We start from the raw sequence: 22,687 nt of genomic DNA, 5'->3' as shown, positions 1-22,687 counted from the left end.
TCGCAGACCTAACCGGAATTGATAGTAGGTCAGACTTTTGAATACAGGCAACAAGCGTACATATTGCCCCTGCTTGTCCACCGTGAGACAAATCCTGCATGACCATGACCGCCCCGGACGACAGGATCAGCGCTCTCCAGAGCCTCATCGCCCAATCAGGTCTGTTCGACGCACTCTGGTATGCCAACCGCCTGCCTGCCTGTGAACGGGAGACGGATGATCTTGTCCGGCATTTCCTGACCGAAGGCACGCAACGCGAGCTTGATCCCGGACCGTTGTTCAACACGGCACGTTACCTGAAACAGTGCTGGCATCTCAGGCCCGGCACAGACAACGCGCTGGTGCATTACCTGACGCACGGCATTGAGGAAGGCCGGATCGTTGAAGGCGTGCATGACCGACGGCTTCACAATGACCGACAAGCGACGGTTCCTACGCGCCTGACCGCCTTCCCGGCTCCCCTCCCCAGGATTGCTGTTGTCGTCCACGCCTTTTACCCGGACGTTCTGGAACACAGCATACTGCCCCGCCTGAAGCATTTTGGTTGTGCGTATTCCCTGCTGATCACCACCGACAGCGAGGAAAAAGCCGCCCACATCGGACAGCTGATCGCGGATAGCCTGCCTAATGCTCAGAGTTTTATCCGCGTCACCCCAAACCGGGGACGCAATTTCGGCCCTCTCCTGTCCTGCTGGCGGAACGCGCTTCTCGAACACGACCTGTTCCTGCATCTGCACACCAAGAAATCGCTCTACACCGGCTCAGACCAGCAGGAATGGCGGGACACACTGCTGGACACGCTCCTTCCGACGCAGCAGGGCGTCGCCGGGATCGTGCGACGCTTTATGGAGGACAAGGCGCTCGGCGTACTTCAGCCCGCTCCCGGTCCGACTGTGCCGTGGTGGGCCTGGACCTGGCTGACCAACAAGGCCGCCGCACGTCCCCTCCTGAAACGACTGAACATCACGCCACCCGACGGCTATTTCGATTATCCGGCTGGCGGCATGTTCTGGGCGCGATCTCAGGCTCTTGCGCCTCTTCTGGAACTTCCCTGGTCACCGGACGACTTCCCGGAAGAAAGCGGTCAGACGGACGGCACGACGGCTCATGTCATCGAACGCTGCATCGGTCTCGTCGCCCGCTCCACAGGTCACCGCCTTGATGAATATGACCGCAACGCCGGGCTCATCCGTGTCGGTTACGGACGGCGCAACCTTGATCTGTATGAACGCCAGACCCCGAAAGACCTCGCTGCCGCCATCCACACGGCGACGACAGTGTCCTTCGATCTGTTCGATACCCTGCTCACGCGGATCGCCCTCACCCCGGACACGATCCATCACGCTGTCGCGGATCACCTCGTCCGCACATTTCCGCAACTCACCCCTTCCGGCGAGAATTTCCTGTCTCTGCGGAAGCAGGCCGAACACGCCGCCCGTGAAGCCCTGTTCGGCACCGATGACGTGACGCTGAACGACATCTATACGGCGCTTGCCGCCCTGACAGGCTGGCCTGACGAGGCGCTTGCTCTGGCGCGCTCCGAGGAAGTGAGGATCGACCAGAACGTGCTACGTCCTCGTCCGGCCGTGATGGACGCGCTCAGACTGGCGCGGGCGGAAGGCAAGCGGACGCTGCTTGTCAGTGACACCTACCTGACCCGGACCGAGCTTGATCCCGTTCTGGACCGAACCGGCATCCTGCCTCTGATCGACGAGATTTATCTGTCATCCGAACGCCTCGCCCGCAAGGATCGCGGGGATATGTGGGATCTGCTACGAGCAACGGAACAGACCGACACGCTCCTGCATATCGGCGATAACGAGCAGGCCGATATCCAGCGTACTGCGGACCTGCGGATACGCCACCACCATGTGCTGTCCGGCCTCAACATGCTGCGCCTGTCACCGCTGGCTCCGCATGTGTTCGACTGTCTTTCCAGTCCGCCGGGCACATCCTCCCGCCACGCGGAACAACGACGTCTCGCAGGCGATATCCTGCTTGGTCCACTGGTCTCCAACCTCTTTGCGTCGCCATTTCTCGATCCGGGAACACCCGGCAGTCATGCGGCCAGCCTGACCACACCCATCACCCTGACTGCACCCGAAACCGTGGGACGCGTTCTGCTTGGCCCCCTGCTGACGACGTTTCTCGCCCGGCTGGCGTTGCACCCGGCCCTTACTGGACTGGAGCATCTGCATTTTCTGTCGCGCGAGGGGCATTTTCTTTGCCGTCTTTATACGCACCTGCGCACGCACTGGCTGCCGCATCTGCCGGAAGCATCCGTGTTCCCGGTCTCGCGCCGTGTCGCCATCTCCGCGGCTCAGGCCGTGCGTTTCGACCCGGAAATCCTGTTCCATTCAGGAGACGGTTATCGCGGCAGCATGGCGGACCTGCTCGCCGCACGACTGGGCGTGATCGTCCCGGATGATGATTCCCTGCACGACTTGATTGTGTCGCTCCCGGAAGACCGTGCCACCACCCGTAATCTGACGCGGCTGCTGCAGGACGCCATCCTTCAACAGGCGCACATCAGTCGGAATGAACTGCTGGCATGGGCGGCCTCACAGGGGATTGAGGCGGGGACTGAGATTCGACGGGGCGTAGTCGATGTCGGATATGGCGGTACGATCCAGCGCCACCTCCAGACTGCGTTGAATGTGCCCTTCACAGGCTTTTACATGGCCGCCGAACCCGGCATACGGCGCGTGGAGAAAACCGGCGGCCTCGCTTTCGGACTGCTGGCCAATGGCGAACGGGCTAGGGCCTTCCGACAGGATGCCTCGATCTTTCTTGAGTCGATTCTCACTGCACCGCACGGACAAGTGACTGGTTACGACCCCTCTGTTTCGCCCCCACAACCGCGCTTTGTGGCAGCGGGTCTCAGCCAGCAGAATTTCATGATGCTCACCCGTATCATCAATGGAGCGGAAGAGTATCTGAGCGATCTGCTGGGGAGTTATGGCCCCAGCGTGCTGCGCGCCCTTCAGCATGGAACGGCTGCTGCCCTCGCTCCCCTCTCGGCGCTCCAGAGCGGTGCAATCCGGCTGTCACCCGCCATTTCCGATGTTCTTTTCACCGAGGATACCTTCTGTGGGAGAGGAGAAATCAGGGCGATGGATGAGTGTTTGCCGGACCGCGCCGAAAAAATTTCAGAAAAATGAAATGAAGGGGATTGCGCGGTGGCTTTTTCCTTTCTATAAGGCCGCCACGACGCACCCGTAGCTCAATTGGATAGAGCACCAGACTACGAATCTGGGGGTTAGAGGTTCGAGTCCTTTCGGGTGCGCCATTCTTCCTAAAATTTGTGAAATTCAGCAGAACACGCAAGCGAACGTGAATAGTTCTCTGTCTTTTTCAGACTTTCCGATCTCTGCGGTCAGGATGGTCGTCGCGTTACCGCGATAGTGTGGTTTCGATGTGGCCGTGATGCAGTCAGACCGGACATTGCGGTCCGACCTAACGCGCCTGTAGCGTGCTATGAACTTAGGTTAGTGTTATTGGCCGTGGCTGTGCGGTGTCTTACCAGAAGAGTTCGTCCGCTGAGGTAAAACATAATATTCTGCTCGGGGCATCTCTGAACTATACTCCCCAAAATTAAGGTCTATCAAAAACCCTTTTGGCTTCGCAGGGTGTTTCACGAATAGACTTCAACTTGTTCTGATTGTTTCCCTGACAGCGAAAACCGAAAAAAGCCCTGCACCCACCAACGCTACGGCGCACATATACCAGGCAATATCGAACTGTCCCGTCAATGAGACGATATATCCCGTCACAATCGGCGCCAGAAGGCCCAAAGAATTACTGCACGTCAGAGTGACGCCGGTAACAGTGCCAATTCTGTGTCCATCCTCTACCAGATCGGTCAGTAGCGCCGTGTTGGCTCCATTTGCTGCAATAAGACATGCCATCGCGACAGACATCACCAGAAGAATGGGCTGCATCGTATGGAACCACGGCAAGGTTCCGATGGAAGACGCCCCCATCAGGCAAATAAAGACAATGAAACGCCGTCTTTCCGGAGAGGCATCTTTACGGAAAACAATCGCCTCGAGAACTTTGCCTATCACCACGGCCCCGGCTGCCGCTGCAAGATAACAGAGCGCCGTTCTTGTGCCTGTGCGTGTAATATCAATGTGCAGTTCATGAATGAGATAAAGCGGCATCCACGACATCATCAGAAAGTTGAGATAATTCTGTGTGCACTGAACGGACAGGATTCCCATAAAAGATTTGGATTTGAAAAGGTTTTTTATTTCCTGAAAAGAAATGACCGCACGCGGCGTCATTGTCTTTTTTTCAACTGGATTGCGGTAGATCATCCACCATACCAGCGCCCAGACAAAGCCGATGCCGCCGAGAACAATGAACTCACAGCGCCAGCTGAAAAACGTTATGAGCCATGCTCCGGCAATTGTTCCCCCCGCCAGACCAAGCTGCATGCCGGTCAGGAGAACAGTCATGACAGAACCACGTTCTTTTGGAAGCGCCCAGTTTCTGACAACCGTAGCGCCTACCCCGAATGTGGGAGCCTCTCCCACTCCCAATAAAACACGAGTCAGCAAAAACTGTGAAATGGTTTGCACGAAGCCACCCAGTAGCATCGCAAAAGACCAGACAGAGACGGCAAGGCTACCGATCAGACGTGCCCCGGCTTTATCGAGGAGAATCGTTGAAGGCAGATTCAACAGGAAATACGACCAGAGAAAACTGGAAGAGACCCACCCCATCTGCACTGGCGTCAGACTGAACTCCTTCCCGAGATCCGGCATCGCAATTGAAAGCGCCGCCCTGTCCCCATAGCTGATGACGTACATCAGAAAGACCAGACCAAAAAAAACATAGCGCGATGCTATTTTTTTCTGAATTGTCACGACGTTTTCGGAACATGGCACTGTCTGATTAAAGGGCATGACGGTCCACCGAAGAGCAGAATGGAAGAAGAAGAAACAGGAGCCCGTCCATAAGCATGGTCACGACCGGGCTTCATCGACGGTTGTCAGAACATCTTCTGTTGCAACAGGCGCTTTTGAAGGTCGTTCACCGCGAAGCATCCACACACCGGACCCGATGATCAGCAGTCCACCAGCCAGCATGGCCAATCCGGGAATTTCCTGAAAACCGAACCATCCGATGAGCGCGGCCCAGAGCAGACCGGAATAGGCGAACGGACCGATCGCTGAGACCTGCGCGGAAGCAAAGGCTTCCGTCTGAAGAACTTGAGCGATTCCGGCAAAAGCCCCGACAGAAACAAGACAAAGTGCATCCGCCATATGCGGTGTTGTCCAGATGAACGGGAGGGGCGCTGCCGTCATGACCGTCATCAGAATGGCCTGCCACAGGGAGATGGTTGTGCTCGCTTCCGTGGCGGAAAGCTGTCGGATCTGCATGGTCGTCAGCGCCCCGACCGCCCCCTGCGCAAGCGCAACGAGATAAGCCCATGTCGGCACAGCGGCCGCACTACCGTGCAACAAGCCTTTTCCAAGAGCCACGACAACAACACCGGAAAAACCGATACAAACAGCGATCCAACGCTGAAGCGAGGGTCTTTCGTGCAGAAGCGGAATCGAAAGAATGACCAGAAAAAGCGGCTGCGTGTAGGACAGCACCTGCTGTTCCGCCAGCGGCAGACGGGTGACACTGACCACAACCATGATCATGCTGATCAGGCCGATGACCGACCGCAACACGTGGCCTTTGAAATTTCTGGTCCGAAGAACGATGGTTGTGCGTGATGCAATGATAAGAACAAAAGGTAGTGAAAAAAGATTTCGGAAAAAGATGATCTCGAGAGCCGGCAGGGTCGAACCCGTCAGTTTCTGAAGCGCGTTGAGGAGAGCCGTAAAGAAAGTCGCTGACACCAGAAGCATCGCGCCACGCTGAAGATCATGCTTCATGCTCACCTCATTTCAGAATACGGCACTGGCATTTCGCGACAGCCGGGGAAGAAAAATGTTCAGGCGCTACACTATTACGATTATGCAACTAAATGACGATAAGGAAACGATTTTTCTTCTGTCAGGCACTCTTTTTCCTCGACAGAGGCGTCAGTCGTTCAGTCTGTGCGCTGGCGTCAGCACCGCTCCACAGGCATCCATCTCGCCGCGAATGGCTTTTGCGATCTCGAGCGAACCCGGTGTGTCGCTATGAACCAGGATCGAACGTGCCTTCACCGGCATCCGCACGCCGTCAATCGTTGTCACTAAACCATCTTCAAGAAACTGCCTGACACGGGCGCGCACGCCTGCAAGATCATGAATCACCGCGCCCGGTTGACCACGCGGCACCAGCGTTCCGGCAGCAGTGTAGGCCCGATCAGCAAGAAACAGGGTGTGTGTTTTCAATCCGACTTTTTCGGCGGCCCGCTCAGTTGGCTGGCCGGGCATGCAAAAGACCGTCAGATCCTTATCAAGAGCCGCAATTACCCGAACCAGTCGCAGGGCACGATCGTCATTCTCATTGGCCATGGTGCCGAAAGCGGCATGATAGCTCACATGCGTGACACGATGGCCGTGACGGGCGGCGACCCCCTGAAGGGCACCGATCTGACAGGCCAGCATGGCTTCCATATCCGTATCGGAAACAACCATGGTGCGTCTGCCAAAACCGATAAGATCAGGCAGACCCGGATGCGCTCCGATCCCAACGCCCTTTTCTTTCGCCAGCCTGACGGTGTGATCCATGATCGCGTAATCACCGGCATGATAACCACAGGCGATATTGGCGGACGAGATCAGCCCCATCAGCGCGTCATCATCGGCCATTGTCCAGCGGCCGAAGCCTTCGCCCATGTCGGAATTGAGATCAATCTTCATTTCTTGCCTCCGGCCTTTCCGGACTCTCGACGCATACAGGAATTACGATAACGGCTGACCATCAGCTTCATGTTTTCAAGCCAGGCTTCGACAGGCCGCATGGCGTCAACCCCTTCCTCGTAACTGCATTCCTGAAAACGGATGCGGGAGCCGATCCGCGCCTGAGCGAGCCGCCAGAGATCCGCCTCGATGACCGTAGCGATACGGGGATAGCCACCTGCCGTGTTGGCGTCCGCCATCTGCACGATCGGTTCTCCAGCGGGGGGCACCTGCACAATGCCCGGCACAATCCCGTAGGAACGCAATTCCACAGGGTTTGTAAGCTGAAGTTTGTCCCCGCTCAGCCGATATCCGACCCGGTTGCTCTGTGGCGTGATTTTCCACTCGCAATTCTGAAAAATCGCACGGGATTGCTCGGTAAACAGCAGATAATCTGTCGCCGGGATAAAACGGAGCGTCACAATGCCCGGCGTCTCGGTATCATTTCCGTTTTTCAAAGCCACCGATGGCGGAAGCACCGCATAACCAGAGCAGGAAGCACCCCCGGAACGAATACCCAGCGTGTCGCCTGTCTCCAGAAAACGTCCGGACAGGCCCCCAAAGCCACCACGAAGCTGCGTGCTGCGCGAACCGAGTGTGACCGGAACATCAATGCCGCCTGCCACGCAGACATATCCTCGTGCGCCAGTACGCGGCGGTCCGATACGGAGTGTCTGTCCGGCAGAAGCCGTGACTGCCGACCAGGGCAGGAGCTTTTGTCCGTCCAGTTCCATGTCGGCGTCTATCCCGGTGACGGCGAAGCTGGCAGGCGCATCAAAACGCAGCAGAAAAGGAAAAGTCTGCAACTCGATACAGGCATCGTCAGGCTGGTTTTCGAGCAGAATATTCCCGGCACGTAGCGCCAGCATATCCATGACACCCGAGCTGCCGACACCAAGATTACGATAACCGGGTCTGCCGCAATCCTGAACGGTATTCAGCGGTGATGTTTCGAGAACGGTGATCACAGCACGATACTCTCAGGATAGAAACGAATACGATCTCCGATCGCAAACAAAGCTGGTGGCTCCTTCATCGGATCGAACAGCGTGATTTCCGTAAAACCGATCGAGTTCCAGCCATTCGGTCCGGTCAGGGCCGAAATGCCTGCCTGCATCCCGCCGATCGTGACAGTTCCGGCCAGCATATGCAGGGACGGAACCGATTTCCGTGGAGTAGCGATACGCGGATCGAGACCGTGCAGATAGCCAAAACCGGGAGCACTCCCGATGGCGCAGACCGTGTATTCATTACCGTGGTGAATGGAGATCACTTCCTCCGGCGTCAAACCGGCATGATCTGCGACACGCTGAAGATCCTCACCGAGTCCGCCGCCGTACTGGACACCAATCTCGAACAGACGCCCCTTGATGTGTCGCTCAGGCAGCGTGTCCCAGGCGTGACGCAGCCATGCAGCAATCTGCTCCGGATCTTTCGGAGGCATCTTGAAAACGAGCATCAGATTCGTGACGCCCGGAATAAGTTCCTGAACGTCGCTGCGGCTTTCAGCGGCCTCGATCAAAGCCCAGATGCGACGCTGATGCGCCATCGTGAAAGCACCCGGCGCTTCAAACAGCATCGCCTTGGTGCCAATCATGCTGATGACCGGCGCTTGATCACCGGCCGGACCGGATTTCTGATCTGACAGGATGATGCTGCGTTCCGAAGTATCTGTCATGCCATCATTCAAAATACACGGTCCAGTCCTGTCTTCCCAGTGCCGCCTTCACAAAAGGAACGCCGGAACCGCTCAGGAAAAGCTAATTTCCAATCCGGAACACCGCTCAGTGCCCATTATGGAAAATAGAATTGTTTTCGAAATGATTTCCAGCCCTCTTCCGGATGTGAGGCCATCGGATAATCTTATAGGTCGTGAAGAGCGGGCCGGCGGTATAGTATTATCTTATGACGTGAGAACGAACTGCTCTTGGCGCTGGAATCGTTACGATACTAGCATCATCGCAGAACTCTCAATTCCGCTTGTTTTCCTTGCGGATAGAGCACTTTTTTTGTTTCAGAACCGGGATAATCAACATGAGCAGTCAGCCGTATCGTAACGCTCTCGTTACAGGCGCTTCCTCCGGAATCGGTGCGGCGATTGTCAGGCGGCTCAGGGAAGCCGGTCTGGAAGTCCATGCCGTGGCCCGTGACGAGAAGCGTCTGGCGCAGCTGGCGGAAGAGACTGGCTGCATCCCTCACGCTGTCAGTGTGGCGGACCAGAAAGGCATTGAAGCACTCATCAAGGACATTGAAGTCGATGTGCTGATCAACAATGCCGGGCAGTCCCGCACAGGCAACATCACAAAGACGACACCGGAGGACATTGACGCGCTAGTTGATGTGAACCTTCGGGCAGTCCTGCAACTGACCGCACTTGTTGTGCCGGGAATGATGCAGCGGGATCGCGGACATATCGTCAACATCAGCTCCATTGCGGGCCATTACGCTTTCGCGGGCGGCAACACGGTCTATCATGCAACGAAGGCTGGCGTTCACTCCCTTTCCCAGCAGCTTCGCTGTGATCTGTTCGGGCATCATATCCGCGTCACCGAAATCTCCCCGGCTCGCGTGGAGACGGAAGTCTTCGGTCGCCTGATTGGCGACATGGCCGAAGCGAAAAAGCGGTTTTTCGATGAATATGAATCGCTTCTGCCGGAAGATATCGCGAATTCAGTGGCTTTTGCTGTGCTCGCACCGTCACGCATGAATGTCAGTTTCATGGAAGTTCTGCCAACCATGCAGGTCGTGGGTGGACTGAACTTCGCAAAGAAAACCGCCGACAAGGTCTGAAAACAATGGACATCCCGCGGATTCAGCATTTGATAGATCTGCTCGCTCGTTCTCCGATCGACGAACTTGAGCTCGAAGAAAGCGGATGGAAAATCAGGCTGACCCGGGGGACCGGCAATGCTGCGATGACTTCTCCCGTCACGCAGCTCACGCCGAGCGAAACTACACCCCAAAAGACAACAGATACTGTTGCCGTTTCTCAGCCCGTAGAGCAGGTCATTCCTTCACCGACCTACGGCGTTTTCCATATCTCGCCCTCACCCGGAACACCGGCTTATGTGAAGATCGGCGATGTGGTGGAAGCAGGGCAGCAGGTCGGTCTGGTTGAAGCCATGAAAGTCTTCAATGCAGTCAAGGCGCCCCAGTCCGGGCGTATTACAGAAATTCTGGTGGAAGATGGCGCTGAAGTGGAGGCGGGGACTCCCCTGTTTCGTCTGGCATGACTGATAATCGTCGTTTTAACAGAGTCCTGATCGCCAATCGTGGTGAAATTGCGTTACGTATCCAGCGTGCCTGTCGACAGCTTGGTCTGGAAACTGTGGCCGTTTATTCGGACGCGGATCGGGAAAGCCGCCATGTGCAGGAAGCTGACATCGCCCTGTGCATTGGTCCGGCAGCAGCCTCCCGCAGCTATCTGGATCGGGACGGGCTTTTGCTGGCGGCACGGGCGACGGGTGCTACGGCCATTCATCCCGGCTATGGCTTTCTCTCTGAAAATGCAGACTTCGCTGATGCTGTTGAGGAAGCTGGTCTGACATTCATCGGTCCGACCGGGACTTCAATCCGGATGATGGGCGACAAGATCATGGCCAAACGCACGATGCTGGCCGCAGGCGTGCCCTGCGTGCCCGGATCAGACGGTCCGCTGCCGGAATCTCCTGATGAGATCCTCGCGCTGGCTGAAAAGGTTGGATTTCCTGTTATTGTCAAAGCGTCGGGCGGAGGCGGTGGACGTGGAATGCGCGTCGTACATCGAGCCGAAGATCTGATCGAAGCAGTCGGCCTGACCTCACGCGAAGCCCAGCAGGCGTTCGGAAACCCGACTCTGTATCTCGAAAAATTCATGCAGAAACCCCGTCATATCGAGATTCAGGTTCTCTGTGACACGCATGGAACCGCTCTCTGGCTTGGCGCCCGTGACTGCTCGCTACAGAGACGCCATCAGAAGGTTCTGGAAGAAGCGCCTCCACCGGGCATTGATCCCGCAGTTATCGCGGAGATTGGTGAACGCTGCGCCGCAGCATGCCGCCACATTGGCTATCGTGGCGCGGGAACATTCGAATTTTTGTATGAAGACGGTGTGTTCGCTTTTATCGAGATGAACACACGTGTGCAGGTTGAGCATCCCGTCACGGAACAGATCACGGACATCGATATTGTCGCGGAGCAACTCCGCATCGCTCAGGGTGACAGGCTGACAATCCGACAGGAGGACATTGTCTTTCGTGGTCATGCCATTGAATGCCGCCTGAATGCAGAAGACGGTCTGACATTCCTTCCCTCGCCCGGCACTGTGACTCGCTGGGATCTACCCGGCGGTCCAGGTATCCGGGTGGATAGCCATGTCGTGTCTGGCTATACGATCCCGCCTTATTATGACTCGCTTATTGGCAAAATCATCGGCTATGGCGCGACGCGCGAAGAAGCAATTGCACGTCTGCAGGTTGCTCTGGCGGAAATGAAGGTGGAAGGCATATCGACGAATATCGGTCTGCATCAGGACCTTCTCGCAAATCCGACTGTCCGGAAAGGCAGTATGGATATTCACTTTCTTGAAAAATGGCTTGAAGAAAGAGCTGCACCATGACCGGATCAGCCGCACAAATCCCTTCTTTTGATACGGATGATATTGCCTGTATTGCCGGGATGCTCGCCCAGGCGGGACTTGAGTCATTCGAAATATCTGGTCCGGATGGAACAAGACTTTTTATAAAGACTTCCCAATCAGAGCCTCAGTCTGAAACCCGGCATACGCAGCCACCTCTGTCACAGAAAACTGATGCTGCTGACACCTGCTTCGCAGTAAAGACGCCGTATTTCGGCGTCCTGACTCTCACCCATCCCTTGCGTGACGCCCCGTTTGCACCGGTCGGCTCACATGTGAAAACCGGTGATATTGTCGCCTTGTTGACACTGGAAACACTGCAGATACCTGTTGTGGCATCGGTTGGCGGTGAAGTTATCGAGATCACCGCTCAGGAAGGTGAACTGACCGGCTTTGGCACGGAAATTATGAAAATCCGCCCTACCCAAGCCGCTTAAATTTAAAATGTTTTGCGACTAGTCGAATGCGTTATGAAAAACCCTGATGTCCCTGAATGTCGGTCATAGAAAAAAGCATTTGAACCACAAGCCTGTGTGCATTTGGTACCGACTACTCAACGTTCTATCGTAGCAGAGAAAAATTCACTCCACATCTTCATAAATCCTGAGTGCATACGTCCGCATGCAGATCAGCACTAAGCTTGCACTCTCGTTTTTGCCAGAATCACTTTTCCATACTTATCGACAAAAAAACGCGATCAGAGGAACATCAGGTCCTTTTGATCGCGTTTTGCTATGACAGGGCAACAGCTATTGCCCTTTTAATGCGGCCTTATTTCAGCGACTGAACGAATTCAGCAATACGCTGGCATCCTTCACGCAATGTCTCAACACTGGTGGCATAAGAAATGCGGAAGAAAGGACTCATCCCATAAGCGCCGCCCTGAACGGTCGCCACCTGTTTCTCTTCCAGAAGCGCCATGACAAAATCAGCATCCGTTTTGATCTGCCGGCCTTCCGGCGTTACTTTGCCGATGCAGGCACTGATATCCGGATAAACATAAAAAGCACCCTGCGGAGTATGGCACTGCACGCCCGGAATAGCATTCAGCAGACTGACAACGAGATCCCGGCGCATCTGATATTCGGCAGCCCGCTCACGGAGAAAGTCCTGCGGCCCTTCCAGAGCGGCAATCGCAGCAGCCTGTGCAAGCGTGTTGATGCCGCTGGTCGACTGTCCCTGCATATTGTTCATGACGGCGATCAGTTCACGGGGACCACCACAGAAGCCGACACGCCAGCCAGTCATGGCATACGCTTTGGAAACGCCATTAACGGTCAGCACGCGCTCTTTCAGACGAGGCTCGACTTCCGCAAGCGTGCAGAAATCAAAATCATCATAGACGAGATGCTCATAGATATCGTCAGTCATGATCCAGACATGCTCATGCTTCAGCATGACAGCCGCAATTTCTTCCATATCCTTTCTGGGGCAGCAAGCACCGGTCGGATTATTGGGGAAATTCAGCACGAGCCATTTGGTGCGTGGTGTGATCGCCGCATCGAGATCTGCCGCTGAAAGCCGGAAATTACTGGCCGCCGGGCACGGAACCTGCACAATCTCGGCACCACCAAGACGGGCAATATCGGCGTAGCTGATCCAGTAAGGCGTTGGCAGAACAACCTCATCACCGGGATTGATGGTGGCCATCATGGCGTCATAGATGATCTGCTTGGCGCCGTTCGCTACCAGAATTTCATCCAGCGCGTAGTCGAGATTGTTCTCACGCAGAAACTTGGCCTGGATCGCCTTTCTCAGCGCGGGCTTGCCTGCCTGTGGCGGGTATTTCGTATCACCGCTGCGGGCCGCCTCGACAGCCGCCTCGACAGCATGAGCTGGCGTAGGAAAATCAGGCTCGCCGGAAGAAAGGCTGATGATTTTCAGACCTTCAGCTTTTAACGCAGTAGCCTTGTCCGTCATGGCAGCCGAAGCAGAGATTCCGATCCCGTTCAGTCGATCAGCAAAGCCAGGCATCAGCTATTTCTCCAGCGCTTGTCCGGTTGGACACATGATATCATCAGGAACATCATAAATCATTTGAAGGCATTACAGGTAGCGAGGAAAACACTCTGGCGTCATAGAACAATCCTATGAGCACAGAGGTTTTTTACTCATTTAGCCTGATCAGGCTAGAAGTTTTCAGCTGTAGTGTGATTGATTCCGCTCTATCGAACCAACCCGGAGTGAAATACTCAACTCTTTGACGTAATCTGGGTATTCTGAAAAATGAGATCGCCTTCCTCGCATGCGTTTCAGGCATACGAAGAAGGCGTCGTCTCAAACTGTTTTTAGAAATCCAGAGATGTTTTCACATAATACATTCCACCGTTGAAGCCATAAGGCGAGTAGGATGCATATTTCGCCAATCCCTGCTGGGAGTTTGCAATCGCACGTGGAACACGGGTCGGATACTTGTTTCCGAGATTGTTCGCCCCAACACCGATCGTCCACTGGGGAAGGATTTTATAATCAACTTCCAGATTTGTAATGAAACCGGGATTCTGCATGAACGGAACACTGCCAGGTCCGGTCGGCGCCGCCATATAGACAACTGACCCGTAGCGCATTTCCTGAACGAAGACAGACCACTTTCCCATCTCCCAGTTTACGCTGATCTGTTCACGGTTTTTAGGAGCTGCATGCAGCACCATCATTTTTGTGTATTCATTGACCAGATTGTCTTTTGCGGATCTGATTTCGTTATCCGAGAAATTGATACCCATCGAAAACCGAAATTTACCATAGCGTCTGGTTTTCAGTGTGTAGTTCGCATTCAGGTCACCACCAAATGTCTGCGTGTTATACAGATTGGCGTAATAGGAAAGTGTCGTGGCGCTTTCGAGATTCGACTGGCGGAGAAGATCCATCAGTGCCGAATCATTTGTATTGACACTGTAGGATTTCGTGCTTCCCAGACGACCGTTGATAGCGATGTAATACAGATTTCCTGTTATCTGGAAATTATCGACCGGCGTGGCATCAAAGCCAATCGTATAACTTCTGGAGTACTCGCCTTTCATGTTTCCTGCACCAAGATATTTGGCAAGGGCACTGTTAGCTGGAACCTGATCGACCGTATATCCCGGATACGGAGCCGAGTAGAAATATGACATTTCGCCAAGGGTCGGAGGGCGATAGCCGGTATTAATGTTGGCGCGAATGGCCCAGCGCTTGTTAAAGTCGTAACGCGTGCCGATGGAACCCGTCTCGACCGTAGCAAGATTGTTGTAGCTGGCGACACGACCGCCGAGCGTCCACTCCCATTTCTTCGTTATATAGAAATCAAGATTGACGTTTCCTTCATAGACATCACGGTTCTGATGGGTCACCGCCATCGGCACGTTACCGGGGTGATCCGTTGCACCAAGCCCTTCCCATGAAGCCGCCTCACCCTCGGTCATCTGGAAGGTGTCGTGACGATATTCGCCACCAAATCTGAGATTGATGTCCTTGGGCAGAAAACCCGTGTGGAAGGATCGTGAACCTCTCAAACCGGCAGTCATTTCAGACGCAATGGAAGCACCATCATAAAAAGACGTCTGGGTGCTGTCGGGAAAGGACATGTTTTCGGAATCTTTGGTTCCGTAATCCTGCTTGTCACGCCCGTAAGTAATGTAGGCATCCCATGCAAAACCAAGCTGATGCGTTCTGATTCCGTTGTCCGTTTCGAAATCATACTGGTTCATGGTGATGTAAGGCTGATTGCCGAGCGGATATAGGTTTGTGTTGATCCAGGTATCGCTGTCCGCGGCGCTCCGGTAGGTCTCGGCGACATTGGCGCGGCGATGGGAAAATGTCGACGTGCTGTAAAACTGGAAGCCTTTAGCCACCGGCACGGCCATGTTTTCGCTGATCGTTTCCAGTGTCGATTTTGGGATGCCAAGACCACGCTGCACGTCGCGATTGGCCGTCTCATTCCGGGAATCACTGAACAGGGTGCCGTAAAAATCGCCGCCTCTGGTGGTCGGCAGCTGATGCGTCACCTGCGCGGCGAGATCAAGGTAGCCACCGTTCTGCCCCAGCGCCATGCCATAGTTTGCCGAGCCATCAAGCCCCTGCCCGTCACCGGCATAGAAACCGCTGTTCTTGAAGTTGACGGTGCCGCCATGCGTATCGTGCTTGAGAACAATGTTGACCGCACCGGCGATGGCGTCCTGTCCATACAGGGCCGAAGCGCCTTCGGTAATCACTTCGATATGGTCAATGGCGGAAACCGGAATCAGCGAAATATCAGCCGGTTCGCTGCCCCAGTTGGTGCCGGAATTGGAGTTGAAATTCGCACCGATGTGGCGACGGTGACCATTGACCAGAATCAGCGTGTCATCCGGCGACTGGCCGCGTAGCTGCATGGTCTGCACGAAGGAGCTGGCGCCACCACCCGGCAAAGCGGCCGTCGTGATCGCTGGGTTTGCCTGAGCCAGCGCGGAAAGCACATTCGTCTGACCGGTTTTCATGAGCTCGGCACCCGTTACGACGGTCACCTGTGTCGTGCTGTGCTGCGGCGTGGACGTCATGAAAACAGAGTTTCTTTTGCGGGCGGCGACATGCACCACCTCGGCGTCCTTGGCATTGACCGACTTGGGTGCTACGTGAACCGGACGTGTCGATGAAGAAACATTTTTCTCTGTCTTGTAATGCCTTACCGGCTTATGGACAGACACCGTCTCGGCATAACCCGGCACTGCCACGAAGGAACTGGCCATCATGCCGGAAGCAAGATACAATTTCTTTTTCGACAGACCTGCCATCATATTCTCCCGACACCACGCTTAAATGTGCACATCTGTGCTGGTATGAATATGATACGGTTCCGTTATGATTTGACGTCATACCGATTAACGATACGTCATGACCTCTCCTTTCCGGATGGAACGAGCAATCTCGCCATTCATTGAAAATTTCTTTGTGTTTCCAAAACATATTTATTGTTGTTTATATGGAACAATAAATATTCTGCGCGATTGAGCCATCCGCTCCACCCCACCATTGCGCTAGAGGACAAACATCCATAATCATTGAAAGCAGGAAATATCGCAGAGTCGAGCGCCTGATATTTCTCACTGACGCATCACGCACCTGGGGATTCACATGGACATCAGGCGCCTTCAGGCTTTCGTAAAGATCATTGACCTCGGGTCCATCTCGCGCGCGGCCGATCTGCTCAACATAGCGCAGCCTGCGCTCAGCCAGCAGCTGGCGACACTGGAAAGCACGTTCAAGAAGAAGCTGGTCATCCGCAGCAAAAGCGGCGTCACGCCTACAGCAGCAGGCTCCGACCTCTATCGTCACGCGCAGACCCTGATCAAGCAGCTCGATCGCGCCATGACTGAAATCAACCTCGGCAGCGGACCGCTGGTGGGCAAGGTCTCTGTCGGCCTGTCTCCCTACAGCGCCGGCTCCACCCTGTCAGTGGAGCTTCTGCGCCTTGTCCGAGAGCAGTTACCCGGCATCACTCTGCATCTGACTGAAAGTTTTGACGACATTTACAGCGAACTGGTCATGACCGGCAGGCTGGATATGGCCGTCATCCACGGTGCTGGTCCGATGAAGGGCGTCGTGTTTACGCCCCTGATGAAAGAAGAGTTCTTTCTGCTCGCACCGGAACCTCTTGAATTGCCATGCTCGGACACGGGCTCCGTGCAGCTTCAGGATATTGTCGATATCCCTCTTCTGGTGCCCCCCAGCCATAATTTTGTTCGCAAAAGCATTGATATAGCCTTCGTGCGTAAACAGCTGAAACCGCGGATTGCGGCTGAAATTGAAGCGCTGCTGACTTTGAAAGACGCGATTGTCGATGGTCTCGGCAGCACAATTCTCCCCTGGTCCGTGGCAAGTCGTATTGTCGTGCCCGGAAAGTCAAAGATCTGGCCGCTGCATAATCCGACCATCCATGAAGTCGTCTCACTTTGTGTCCCAGAAATGATTCCTGAGACAGAGGCCTCTCTTGCCGTCAGGGATCTACTTATTGGGCTGGCAAAGGCAATGGCGTCTTCCCGCAACTGGCCGGGGACGCAGCCTTCTTTGTAAGGTGGTGGAGTCACAGTTATGCCAAAGATGAGGTTGTTGTCAGAAATATCATTGATGACAATGGTTTTTCAGACTACTTCATGAGCAGGTGTGGAGCGAATATTTTTCGTGCGGCGTATTCTAAAACTTTTTGAAAAAAGCACTTCACCAAAAAAATTACTAAGCTCAGGACCTGTTAATTTCTTGAACTGATCTGGCTGTTGTGATTCACAGGCTTACCGATGGAGAGTGGGCCTGTGAGTGAGTTGTTTTTGCTGTCCGAGAGCCAGATGGAACGGATCAGGCCGTATTTTCCTCTGGCCCACGGCGTTCCGCGTGTGGATGACCGACGAGTTCTGAGCGGGATTGTTTACGTGATCCGCAATGGTCTTCAGTGGAAAGATACCCCGAAAGCCTATGGCCCCCACAAGACTTTATACAATCGCTTTATCCGGTGAAGCCGCCTCGGTGTCTTTGAAAGGATCTTTGTCGCCCTGACGGAGCAGGCGGGTCGTTCAAAGCGCCTGATGATTGATGCGACCTATCTCAAGGCTCACCGAACAGCCGCCTCCCCGCTCAAAAAGAGGCTTTTCTCCGCCATATCGGACGCACAAAAGGCGGCCTGAATTCAAAGCTCCATGCCGTGTGTGATGGTGAGGGGCGTCCTGTTCGTCTTCATCTGACAGCGAGTCAGGTGAGTGACTTCAGAGGCGCGGATGTTCTGCTGACAAACCTGCCGGAAGAGACTGAAGAAATTCTCGGGAACCGAGGATACGACAGCAATAAAATCAGACAGTCTCTCGCAGACCGGAATATCACCGCCTGTATTCCGCCGAAGAAGAACCAGAAATCAAAGCCACCTTACGACTGGCATCTGTATAAAAAGCGCCACCTCATCGAAAACATGTTCGCAAAACTCAAAGACTGACGGCGTGTCGCAACACGATATGATCGCTGCGTTCATATGTTCATGTCCGCTATCCACATCACAACAACCTTCATCTTCCACCTCAAGAAATGAGTCCTGAGCCTAGGTTCAACCGATTCGTAAATAAACTTTGCGCCGCCACAAAGATATATGATATTTGTTTTAAGAATAAATAAACATCCGCAAGAAAGCGGAGAGAGAAAATGATGATATCAGGTAAAACGAAGCATATGATCGTTTTCGGCTTTGTGCTGATGCCACTGTCAGGGTGCGCCATGCGTCCGCCAGAAATCGATATCTCGAAAATGTGGTCGAGATCACTAGAATCTTACGGTTTCAGGGCACTTTATCCGATGCAGGAAGACGTCGCAATCGGCGATATTTTCATAACCATGAAATCCGACGACGACAGTCCCGACAGCGGGTGGCCGATGCGAGTCACCGCCAGTGATAAAAAGAAACTGATTGAGATTCTGCAGAAAACTTATGAAGACCGTGTGACCATCGAGCCCGCTGTCGAATGGATGAAAACACCTTCGGTGCCATCGAACAACTCAGCGGCTAGTGCGGAGAAGGAAGTTAACACGAAATACGCCGATACGAAGAAAACGCCCGCTTCTCGCTACGACATCCATGCCGCAGGGTCATCTTCTCCTCTTCGTATGAAACGCATTGCCGTGCCTGGCTTGGCAGTGGCTCGTATCAGCAGCGCCGATCTGGCTTGCGGAGGATCTCTTTACGGAGCCACGATACGGGCTGCATTCGGCATATCAGCAAACGTCGGGCTGGAAATCACCCTGAACGGGCTGGAGGAAGTTCATCTTGATCTGGCGGACGCCTTCCAGCTCATTCGGAACGAGCGGGATATTTTGCTCGGAACAAAGGTCACACCCGGGTTTATCGCTGCCCTGATCGCCCAGTATAGACCTGGTCTTCTGAAAGCCTACTGTGACGGAAACCTAGAAAAAATCGACCATGATGCCGATGTCCGCCTAATGGTTGCTAATGAAGTTCTCTATACGCACCAGATAAGTTACAGTTACACGGATGGCAGTTCTCTTGTCGGACAGCTCTCTGCAGCGGCGGCAAATGCCGCCATTGTAACGTCCTCTGCTTCGTCGGAAACTAGCGGAACGGACACTGGAACAGAAGAGACCCCCTCCGAAACCACAGTGGGCGCATTACAGGATATCAAAACTGTGGCCGCTGCTCAGGCTGCAGCATTTGCCGTTCTGCGCACGATGGCCGGGACTACTGCTGCGCCCGGGGGCTCCCTGCAGGCCGGTCTTTCAAGAACTGGGAATGTGAAACTGTCAGACACATATTCGCAGCCCATGGCAGTCGGTTTCGCAAGTCCGGTTCGTTACAGGCTGAGTGAACTGCTTCTTCCTTGGCAAAATCTTTATTACACCCATTATCGGGCGCTCCCTGATCAGAAGCAGTCTTTTAGTGATCGCGTAGACGATGCATTCGGAAAGAGTGGAAACTCCGCCTGCGGCGGATCGGGAGCCGGGCTTTACAAACGGCTGGGCGGCGCAGAAGCGCAAGCGCCGGTAGCTGGAACACGTCTGCCAGCCAATCACCCTACATCTGATTCTGCACGGTCATCGATCATTCCCTCCACCAACGGCTGATACCGTCGGATTAGAATACAGTCACAAAAAGGAAATGCATCTAAAATATAAGGAGTTTAACAATGCTTGATAATATGACGGCTAAACTTCAGGGAACTACCGGTTCAGACCTTGAGGCGGCACTTACCGCAGAAAGAGATTTTATCAGCAAATGGCGGAAAGAGAAGGATCGAGAAGACGATCTGCCCCTTACCGGCCTCAGCCTGTCGGGGGGCGGTATTCGTTCAGCAGTGTTCTGCCTCGGGGTTATCCAAGCGCTTGCAAAAAATGGTATACTCAGAAGGTTCGATTACCTCTCGACCGTTTCAGGCGGCGGATATATCGGATCGTCCCTAACATGGTTTTCGAGTACTCAAAACGGATGCGGAGTTGATGCTGATACCTTGCCCTATGGTATTGATGATCCAGCAGAGGCACCACCAGAGAAACCGGCCTCTACTCCGCTTCTGTCCTATCTCCGGCGCCATGGCAGCTATCTCGACAGAGGAGACCGGTTTGGACTGATGAGGGGGGCCGCCGTGGTAGCTCGGGGACTCATCCTGAATCTGCTCGTTATCTGGCTGCCGCTTTTTACTTTGGTAATGGTGTTTGTCCGCGCCGTGCACCGCTATCTGACTTGCGAATTCCTACGGTATTCGCTTCAGTCTCCCTTTTCGCAGTGGGTGCTACACGGAAGTATTACTCCCTATTTTCTATCCTGGATATTCTCCTTTTCGGTTATATCTGTTTTTCTTCTAGCCTCAATTTACTACTCTGTTGGGTCGGGTCTGTCGGCTTATTTCTCTAGCTGGTCAGACCTAAATCCATTCCTTCGATATTCGGCACGTCGTGAATTCGAACGACTTGGTGCTTCGATTTTGTTGGTCCTCAGTGTCTTCCTAACACTGGAGAGCATTCCATTCATCGCATCTCATCTACCCACTTACTTAACTCTGCCCTTTCTTGGCTCATTCCTGACGGGTGCTGGGTCTCTGCTGGGAATATGGAGCCGCCTCATGCCGAGAGGAGCATCCACCACCAGAATTCCTGCATGGAGTGGTCCGATCGGTGCAGGTCTAATCCTCTATGGTCTCGTGATTCTGTCATATTTTCTTTCGTCTTATTTGTTTCATTCTGAGGCTATTCTTCGCGAAGTGGACAATCGCGGTATACTCAAATTCCTATTTTATCTGTTTCAATCAAATGCCATATTTCGCGAACCGTTTTTACCAGTCGCAATTTTCGGATTTTCGGTCTGTATAGCATTCTTCGTCGGGTTGATCGTCGACCTGAACGAAACAACGCTGCACCGTTTTTATCGGGACAGTCTTATGGCAGCTTTTATGCCGGACTTAGATAACAGAGGTTTTCCGCTTGGAGAAAGTAACCTCGCTGCAGATACTGGTAAGCTTTGTGAGATGTGCGACCGAAAAGGCGCACCGGCAGGGCCTTACCACCTGATCAATACTCATTTGATGATATCGAACCTCAGAAAAGATACGATCAGCGAGAGGCGGTTGCCGATTGATGAAGGCATCCTAGCCCGCTGGCGCCTGCGCGGAGGAGTGAGTTTTGTCTTTGCTCCGCACTATTCGGGGAGCGATGTCACAGGCTGGCATAGAACAGCCGAAAACCCGGCCTTTAAACACATTACTCTCGCTACCGCGATGGCCATATCTGGAGCCGCCGTCAATCCAGGAGCAGCAGATTCAGGAGTTGGACCGCAACGCAACAAAGTTTTCGGCAGACTTATGAAATTGCTCAACATTCGTCTCGGATACTGGTTGCCTAATCCACGGCGGGCTGCTCATAGTCGTCATGCGCCTGTGCCGAACCATTTTTCGCCAGGCCTCTTTTCCAACAGTTGCGGCACTGGTGGTTCCGGACGGTTTCTTGAACTGACCGATGGTGGTCATTTTGAAAATCTAGGTGTTTACGAGTTGCTGCGCCGAGAGGTGTGCACCATCGTGGCGTGTGATGCGACGGCGGACCCGAACCTTGCTTTTTCCGATCTGCAGAACCTCATCAGCCGAGCCGAAGCGGATTTCGGGGTGATTTTCAGATTCCAGACCAAGCCACTACTTGGTCCCCTTATGCCCACTCAGCGGAGTGGTTATTTCCCTGCTGACATTCCGTTCGCGAAAACGCCGTTTGCCGTTGCTGACATTATTTATAAAAGCGGAGCTACCGGAACGCTTTATTACATCAAGCCAGCGATTTTTGATACTCTACAACTGGATATTCTTGGGTTCAAAGGAACTTTTCCTGCCTTTCCTCACGACACCACCCTTAATCAGTTCTTTGATGAGGCTCGTTTCGAGGCCTATCGAAAACTCGGCTTCGCCTGCGTCGAGCGTATGTTGACGGTCCCCCAAATCCGCACGACGCTTTCCATTATATAAGCCAGATCGTCGTATGGACTTGCCTCGGAAAGGGTGAAGAACTCGCGATTGTAATAAAAGAAGTTTTCCATGAAATATCTATGTAATGCGTTCTTAAACTTGTAGATTGCCCTTTGCATTTTTCTGATCGGATTTGCTCCAGCCCATGCTGAAATTACCTGCGGGATCATCCTTGGCAGCCCAAAAATGGACTATTCCGCTTTGAAGTAGGAGGACAATGAATTGCATGGGATTGATCCGAATCGTTTGTGGCGGTCAGGGGCACCCTATCC

At 53.9% G+C, this 22,687-nt stretch carries 15 protein-coding genes, 1 tRNA gene and 1 pseudogene; 10 read left to right on the top strand and 7 right to left on the bottom strand.

All coding sequences use genetic code 11. The features are described 5' to 3' along the window. Positions 1-98: 98 nt before the first annotated feature. Positions 99-3,161 carry a rhamnan synthesis F family protein gene (locus tag EMQ_RS12740; protein WP_018307897.1) on the top strand — a complete coding sequence of 1,021 codons (3,063 nt, stop codon included), beginning with the start codon at positions 99-101 and terminating at the stop codon, positions 3,159-3,161. A 51-nt stretch (positions 3,162-3,212) separates the two neighbouring features. Beyond that, a tRNA-Arg gene (locus EMQ_RS12735) sits at positions 3,213-3,289 on the top strand. A 358-nt stretch (positions 3,290-3,647) separates the two neighbouring features. On the opposite strand, the gene EMQ_RS12730 is transcribed toward EMQ_RS12735, so the two are convergent. From EMQ_RS12730 to pxpB, 5 genes are all read right to left on the bottom strand, one after another. Then, on the bottom strand, positions 3,648-4,910 hold the full coding sequence (locus EMQ_RS12730) for an MFS transporter (RefSeq protein WP_010666357.1): 1,263 nt from the start codon (positions 4,908-4,910) through the stop codon (positions 3,648-3,650). A 60-nt stretch (positions 4,911-4,970) separates the two neighbouring features. Next, positions 4,971-5,894, bottom strand: a complete 924-nt coding sequence (locus tag EMQ_RS12725; RefSeq protein WP_010666356.1) for a DMT family transporter — start codon at positions 5,892-5,894, stop codon at positions 4,971-4,973. 150 nt (positions 5,895-6,044) lie between these two features. Next, positions 6,045-6,812 (bottom strand): LamB/YcsF family protein, encoded by a 768-nt coding sequence (locus EMQ_RS12720; protein ID WP_010666355.1) that lies wholly within the window; start codon positions 6,810-6,812, stop codon positions 6,045-6,047. Continuing rightward, positions 6,809-7,819: a 5-oxoprolinase subunit C family protein gene (locus EMQ_RS12715; RefSeq protein ID WP_010666354.1), complete on the bottom strand. Its 1,011-nt coding sequence runs from the start codon at positions 7,817-7,819 to the stop codon at positions 6,809-6,811. The genes EMQ_RS12720 and EMQ_RS12715 overlap by 4 nt, the downstream gene beginning before the upstream one ends. Then, entirely contained in the window at positions 7,816-8,529 is a 714-nt protein-coding gene (pxpB, locus tag EMQ_RS12710) for a 5-oxoprolinase subunit PxpB (protein WP_026200031.1), read from the bottom strand. Before pxpB ends, EMQ_RS12715 begins: the two co-directional genes overlap by 4 nt. Before the next feature lie 356 nt (positions 8,530-8,885). Between pxpB and EMQ_RS12705 the strand changes: the two genes are divergently transcribed. From EMQ_RS12705 to EMQ_RS12690, 4 genes are read left to right on the top strand one after another with little or no spacing between them, the layout of a single operon-like run. Beyond that, positions 8,886-9,641, top strand: coding sequence for an SDR family oxidoreductase (locus EMQ_RS12705; protein WP_010666352.1), 756 nt, complete (start codon positions 8,886-8,888; stop codon positions 9,639-9,641). Positions 9,642-9,646: 5 nt separating this feature from the next. After that, a complete protein-coding gene (locus EMQ_RS12700) occupies positions 9,647-10,084 on the top strand; it encodes an acetyl-CoA carboxylase biotin carboxyl carrier protein (protein ID WP_010666351.1) in 438 nt (145 codons plus the stop codon). Further along, complete coding sequence (accC, locus tag EMQ_RS12695) at positions 10,081-11,448, top strand: acetyl-CoA carboxylase biotin carboxylase subunit (protein ID WP_010666350.1); 1,368 nt, start codon at positions 10,081-10,083, stop codon at positions 11,446-11,448. Before EMQ_RS12700 ends, accC begins: the two co-directional genes overlap by 4 nt. Next, the gene (locus EMQ_RS12690; RefSeq protein ID WP_010666349.1) at positions 11,445-11,903 is read left to right on the top strand and encodes an acetyl-CoA carboxylase biotin carboxyl carrier protein; all 459 of its coding nucleotides are present in this window, start codon (positions 11,445-11,447) and stop codon (positions 11,901-11,903) included. Before accC ends, EMQ_RS12690 begins: the two co-directional genes overlap by 4 nt. Positions 11,904-12,237: 334 nt before the next feature. Here the strand turns inward: EMQ_RS12690 and EMQ_RS12685 are convergent, their stop codons facing one another. Continuing rightward, the gene (locus EMQ_RS12685; RefSeq protein ID WP_018307898.1) at positions 12,238-13,440 is read right to left on the bottom strand and encodes a pyridoxal phosphate-dependent aminotransferase; all 1,203 of its coding nucleotides are present in this window, start codon (positions 13,438-13,440) and stop codon (positions 12,238-12,240) included. 314 nt (positions 13,441-13,754) lie between these two features. Continuing rightward, positions 13,755-16,217 carry a TonB-dependent receptor plug domain-containing protein gene (locus EMQ_RS12680; protein WP_010666750.1) on the bottom strand — a complete coding sequence of 821 codons (2,463 nt, stop codon included), beginning with the start codon at positions 16,215-16,217 and terminating at the stop codon, positions 13,755-13,757. Between the two features lie 337 nt (positions 16,218-16,554). On the opposite strand from EMQ_RS12680, the gene EMQ_RS12675 reads away from it, so the two are divergent. The 4 genes and pseudogenes from EMQ_RS12675 to EMQ_RS12660 all read left to right on the top strand — a co-directional run bounded on the left by EMQ_RS12675 (position 16,555) and on the right by EMQ_RS12660 (position 22,415). Beyond that, positions 16,555-17,493, top strand: coding sequence for a LysR substrate-binding domain-containing protein (locus EMQ_RS12675; RefSeq protein ID WP_010666749.1), 939 nt, complete (start codon positions 16,555-16,557; stop codon positions 17,491-17,493). A gap of 236 nt (positions 17,494-17,729) precedes the next feature. Beyond that, positions 17,730-18,493: pseudogene (locus EMQ_RS12670) on the top strand (IS5 family transposase). 137 nt (positions 18,494-18,630) lie between these two features. Next, positions 18,631-20,034, top strand: a complete 1,404-nt coding sequence (locus EMQ_RS12665; protein WP_232092249.1) for a hypothetical protein — start codon at positions 18,631-18,633, stop codon at positions 20,032-20,034. A 62-nt stretch (positions 20,035-20,096) separates the two neighbouring features. Continuing rightward, a complete protein-coding gene (locus EMQ_RS12660; RefSeq protein ID WP_010666443.1) occupies positions 20,097-22,415 on the top strand; it encodes a patatin-like phospholipase family protein in 2,319 nt (772 codons plus the stop codon). Positions 22,416-22,687 lie beyond the last annotated feature (272 nt).

This window comes from Acetobacter aceti NBRC 14818 (assembly GCF_000193495.2).
Taxonomy (GTDB): domain Bacteria; phylum Pseudomonadota; class Alphaproteobacteria; order Acetobacterales; family Acetobacteraceae; genus Acetobacter; species Acetobacter aceti.
This window is presented reverse-complemented; position numbering and strand designations above follow the sequence as displayed.

What these genes read in the sequence shown, in the direction of transcription:
- EMQ_RS12740 (WP_018307897.1), top strand. Translation starts at nt 99, where the DNA reads ATGACCATGACCGCCCCGGACGACAGGATCAGCGCTCTCCAGAGCCTC.
- EMQ_RS12730 (WP_010666357.1), bottom strand. Translation starts at nt 4,910, where the DNA reads ATGCCCTTTAATCAGACAGTGCCATGTTCCGAAAACGTCGTGACAATT.
- EMQ_RS12725 (WP_010666356.1), bottom strand. Translation starts at nt 5,894, where the DNA reads ATGAAGCATGATCTTCAGCGTGGCGCGATGCTTCTGGTGTCAGCGACT.
- EMQ_RS12720 (WP_010666355.1), bottom strand. Translation starts at nt 6,812, where the DNA reads ATGAAGATTGATCTCAATTCCGACATGGGCGAAGGCTTCGGCCGCTGG.
- pxpB (WP_026200031.1), bottom strand. Translation starts at nt 8,529, where the DNA reads ATGACAGATACTTCGGAACGCAGCATCATCCTGTCAGATCAGAAATCC.
- EMQ_RS12705 (WP_010666352.1), top strand. Translation starts at nt 8,886, where the DNA reads ATGAGCAGTCAGCCGTATCGTAACGCTCTCGTTACAGGCGCTTCCTCC.
- EMQ_RS12700 (WP_010666351.1), top strand. Translation starts at nt 9,647, where the DNA reads ATGGACATCCCGCGGATTCAGCATTTGATAGATCTGCTCGCTCGTTCT.
- accC (WP_010666350.1), top strand. Translation starts at nt 10,081, where the DNA reads ATGACTGATAATCGTCGTTTTAACAGAGTCCTGATCGCCAATCGTGGT.
- EMQ_RS12690 (WP_010666349.1), top strand. Translation starts at nt 11,445, where the DNA reads ATGACCGGATCAGCCGCACAAATCCCTTCTTTTGATACGGATGATATT.
- EMQ_RS12685 (WP_018307898.1), bottom strand. Translation starts at nt 13,440, where the DNA reads ATGCCTGGCTTTGCTGATCGACTGAACGGGATCGGAATCTCTGCTTCG.
- EMQ_RS12680 (WP_010666750.1), bottom strand. Translation starts at nt 16,217, where the DNA reads ATGATGGCAGGTCTGTCGAAAAAGAAATTGTATCTTGCTTCCGGCATG.
- EMQ_RS12675 (WP_010666749.1), top strand. Translation starts at nt 16,555, where the DNA reads ATGGACATCAGGCGCCTTCAGGCTTTCGTAAAGATCATTGACCTCGGG.
- EMQ_RS12665 (WP_232092249.1), top strand. Translation starts at nt 18,631, where the DNA reads ATGATCGTTTTCGGCTTTGTGCTGATGCCACTGTCAGGGTGCGCCATG.
- EMQ_RS12660 (WP_010666443.1), top strand. Translation starts at nt 20,097, where the DNA reads ATGCTTGATAATATGACGGCTAAACTTCAGGGAACTACCGGTTCAGAC.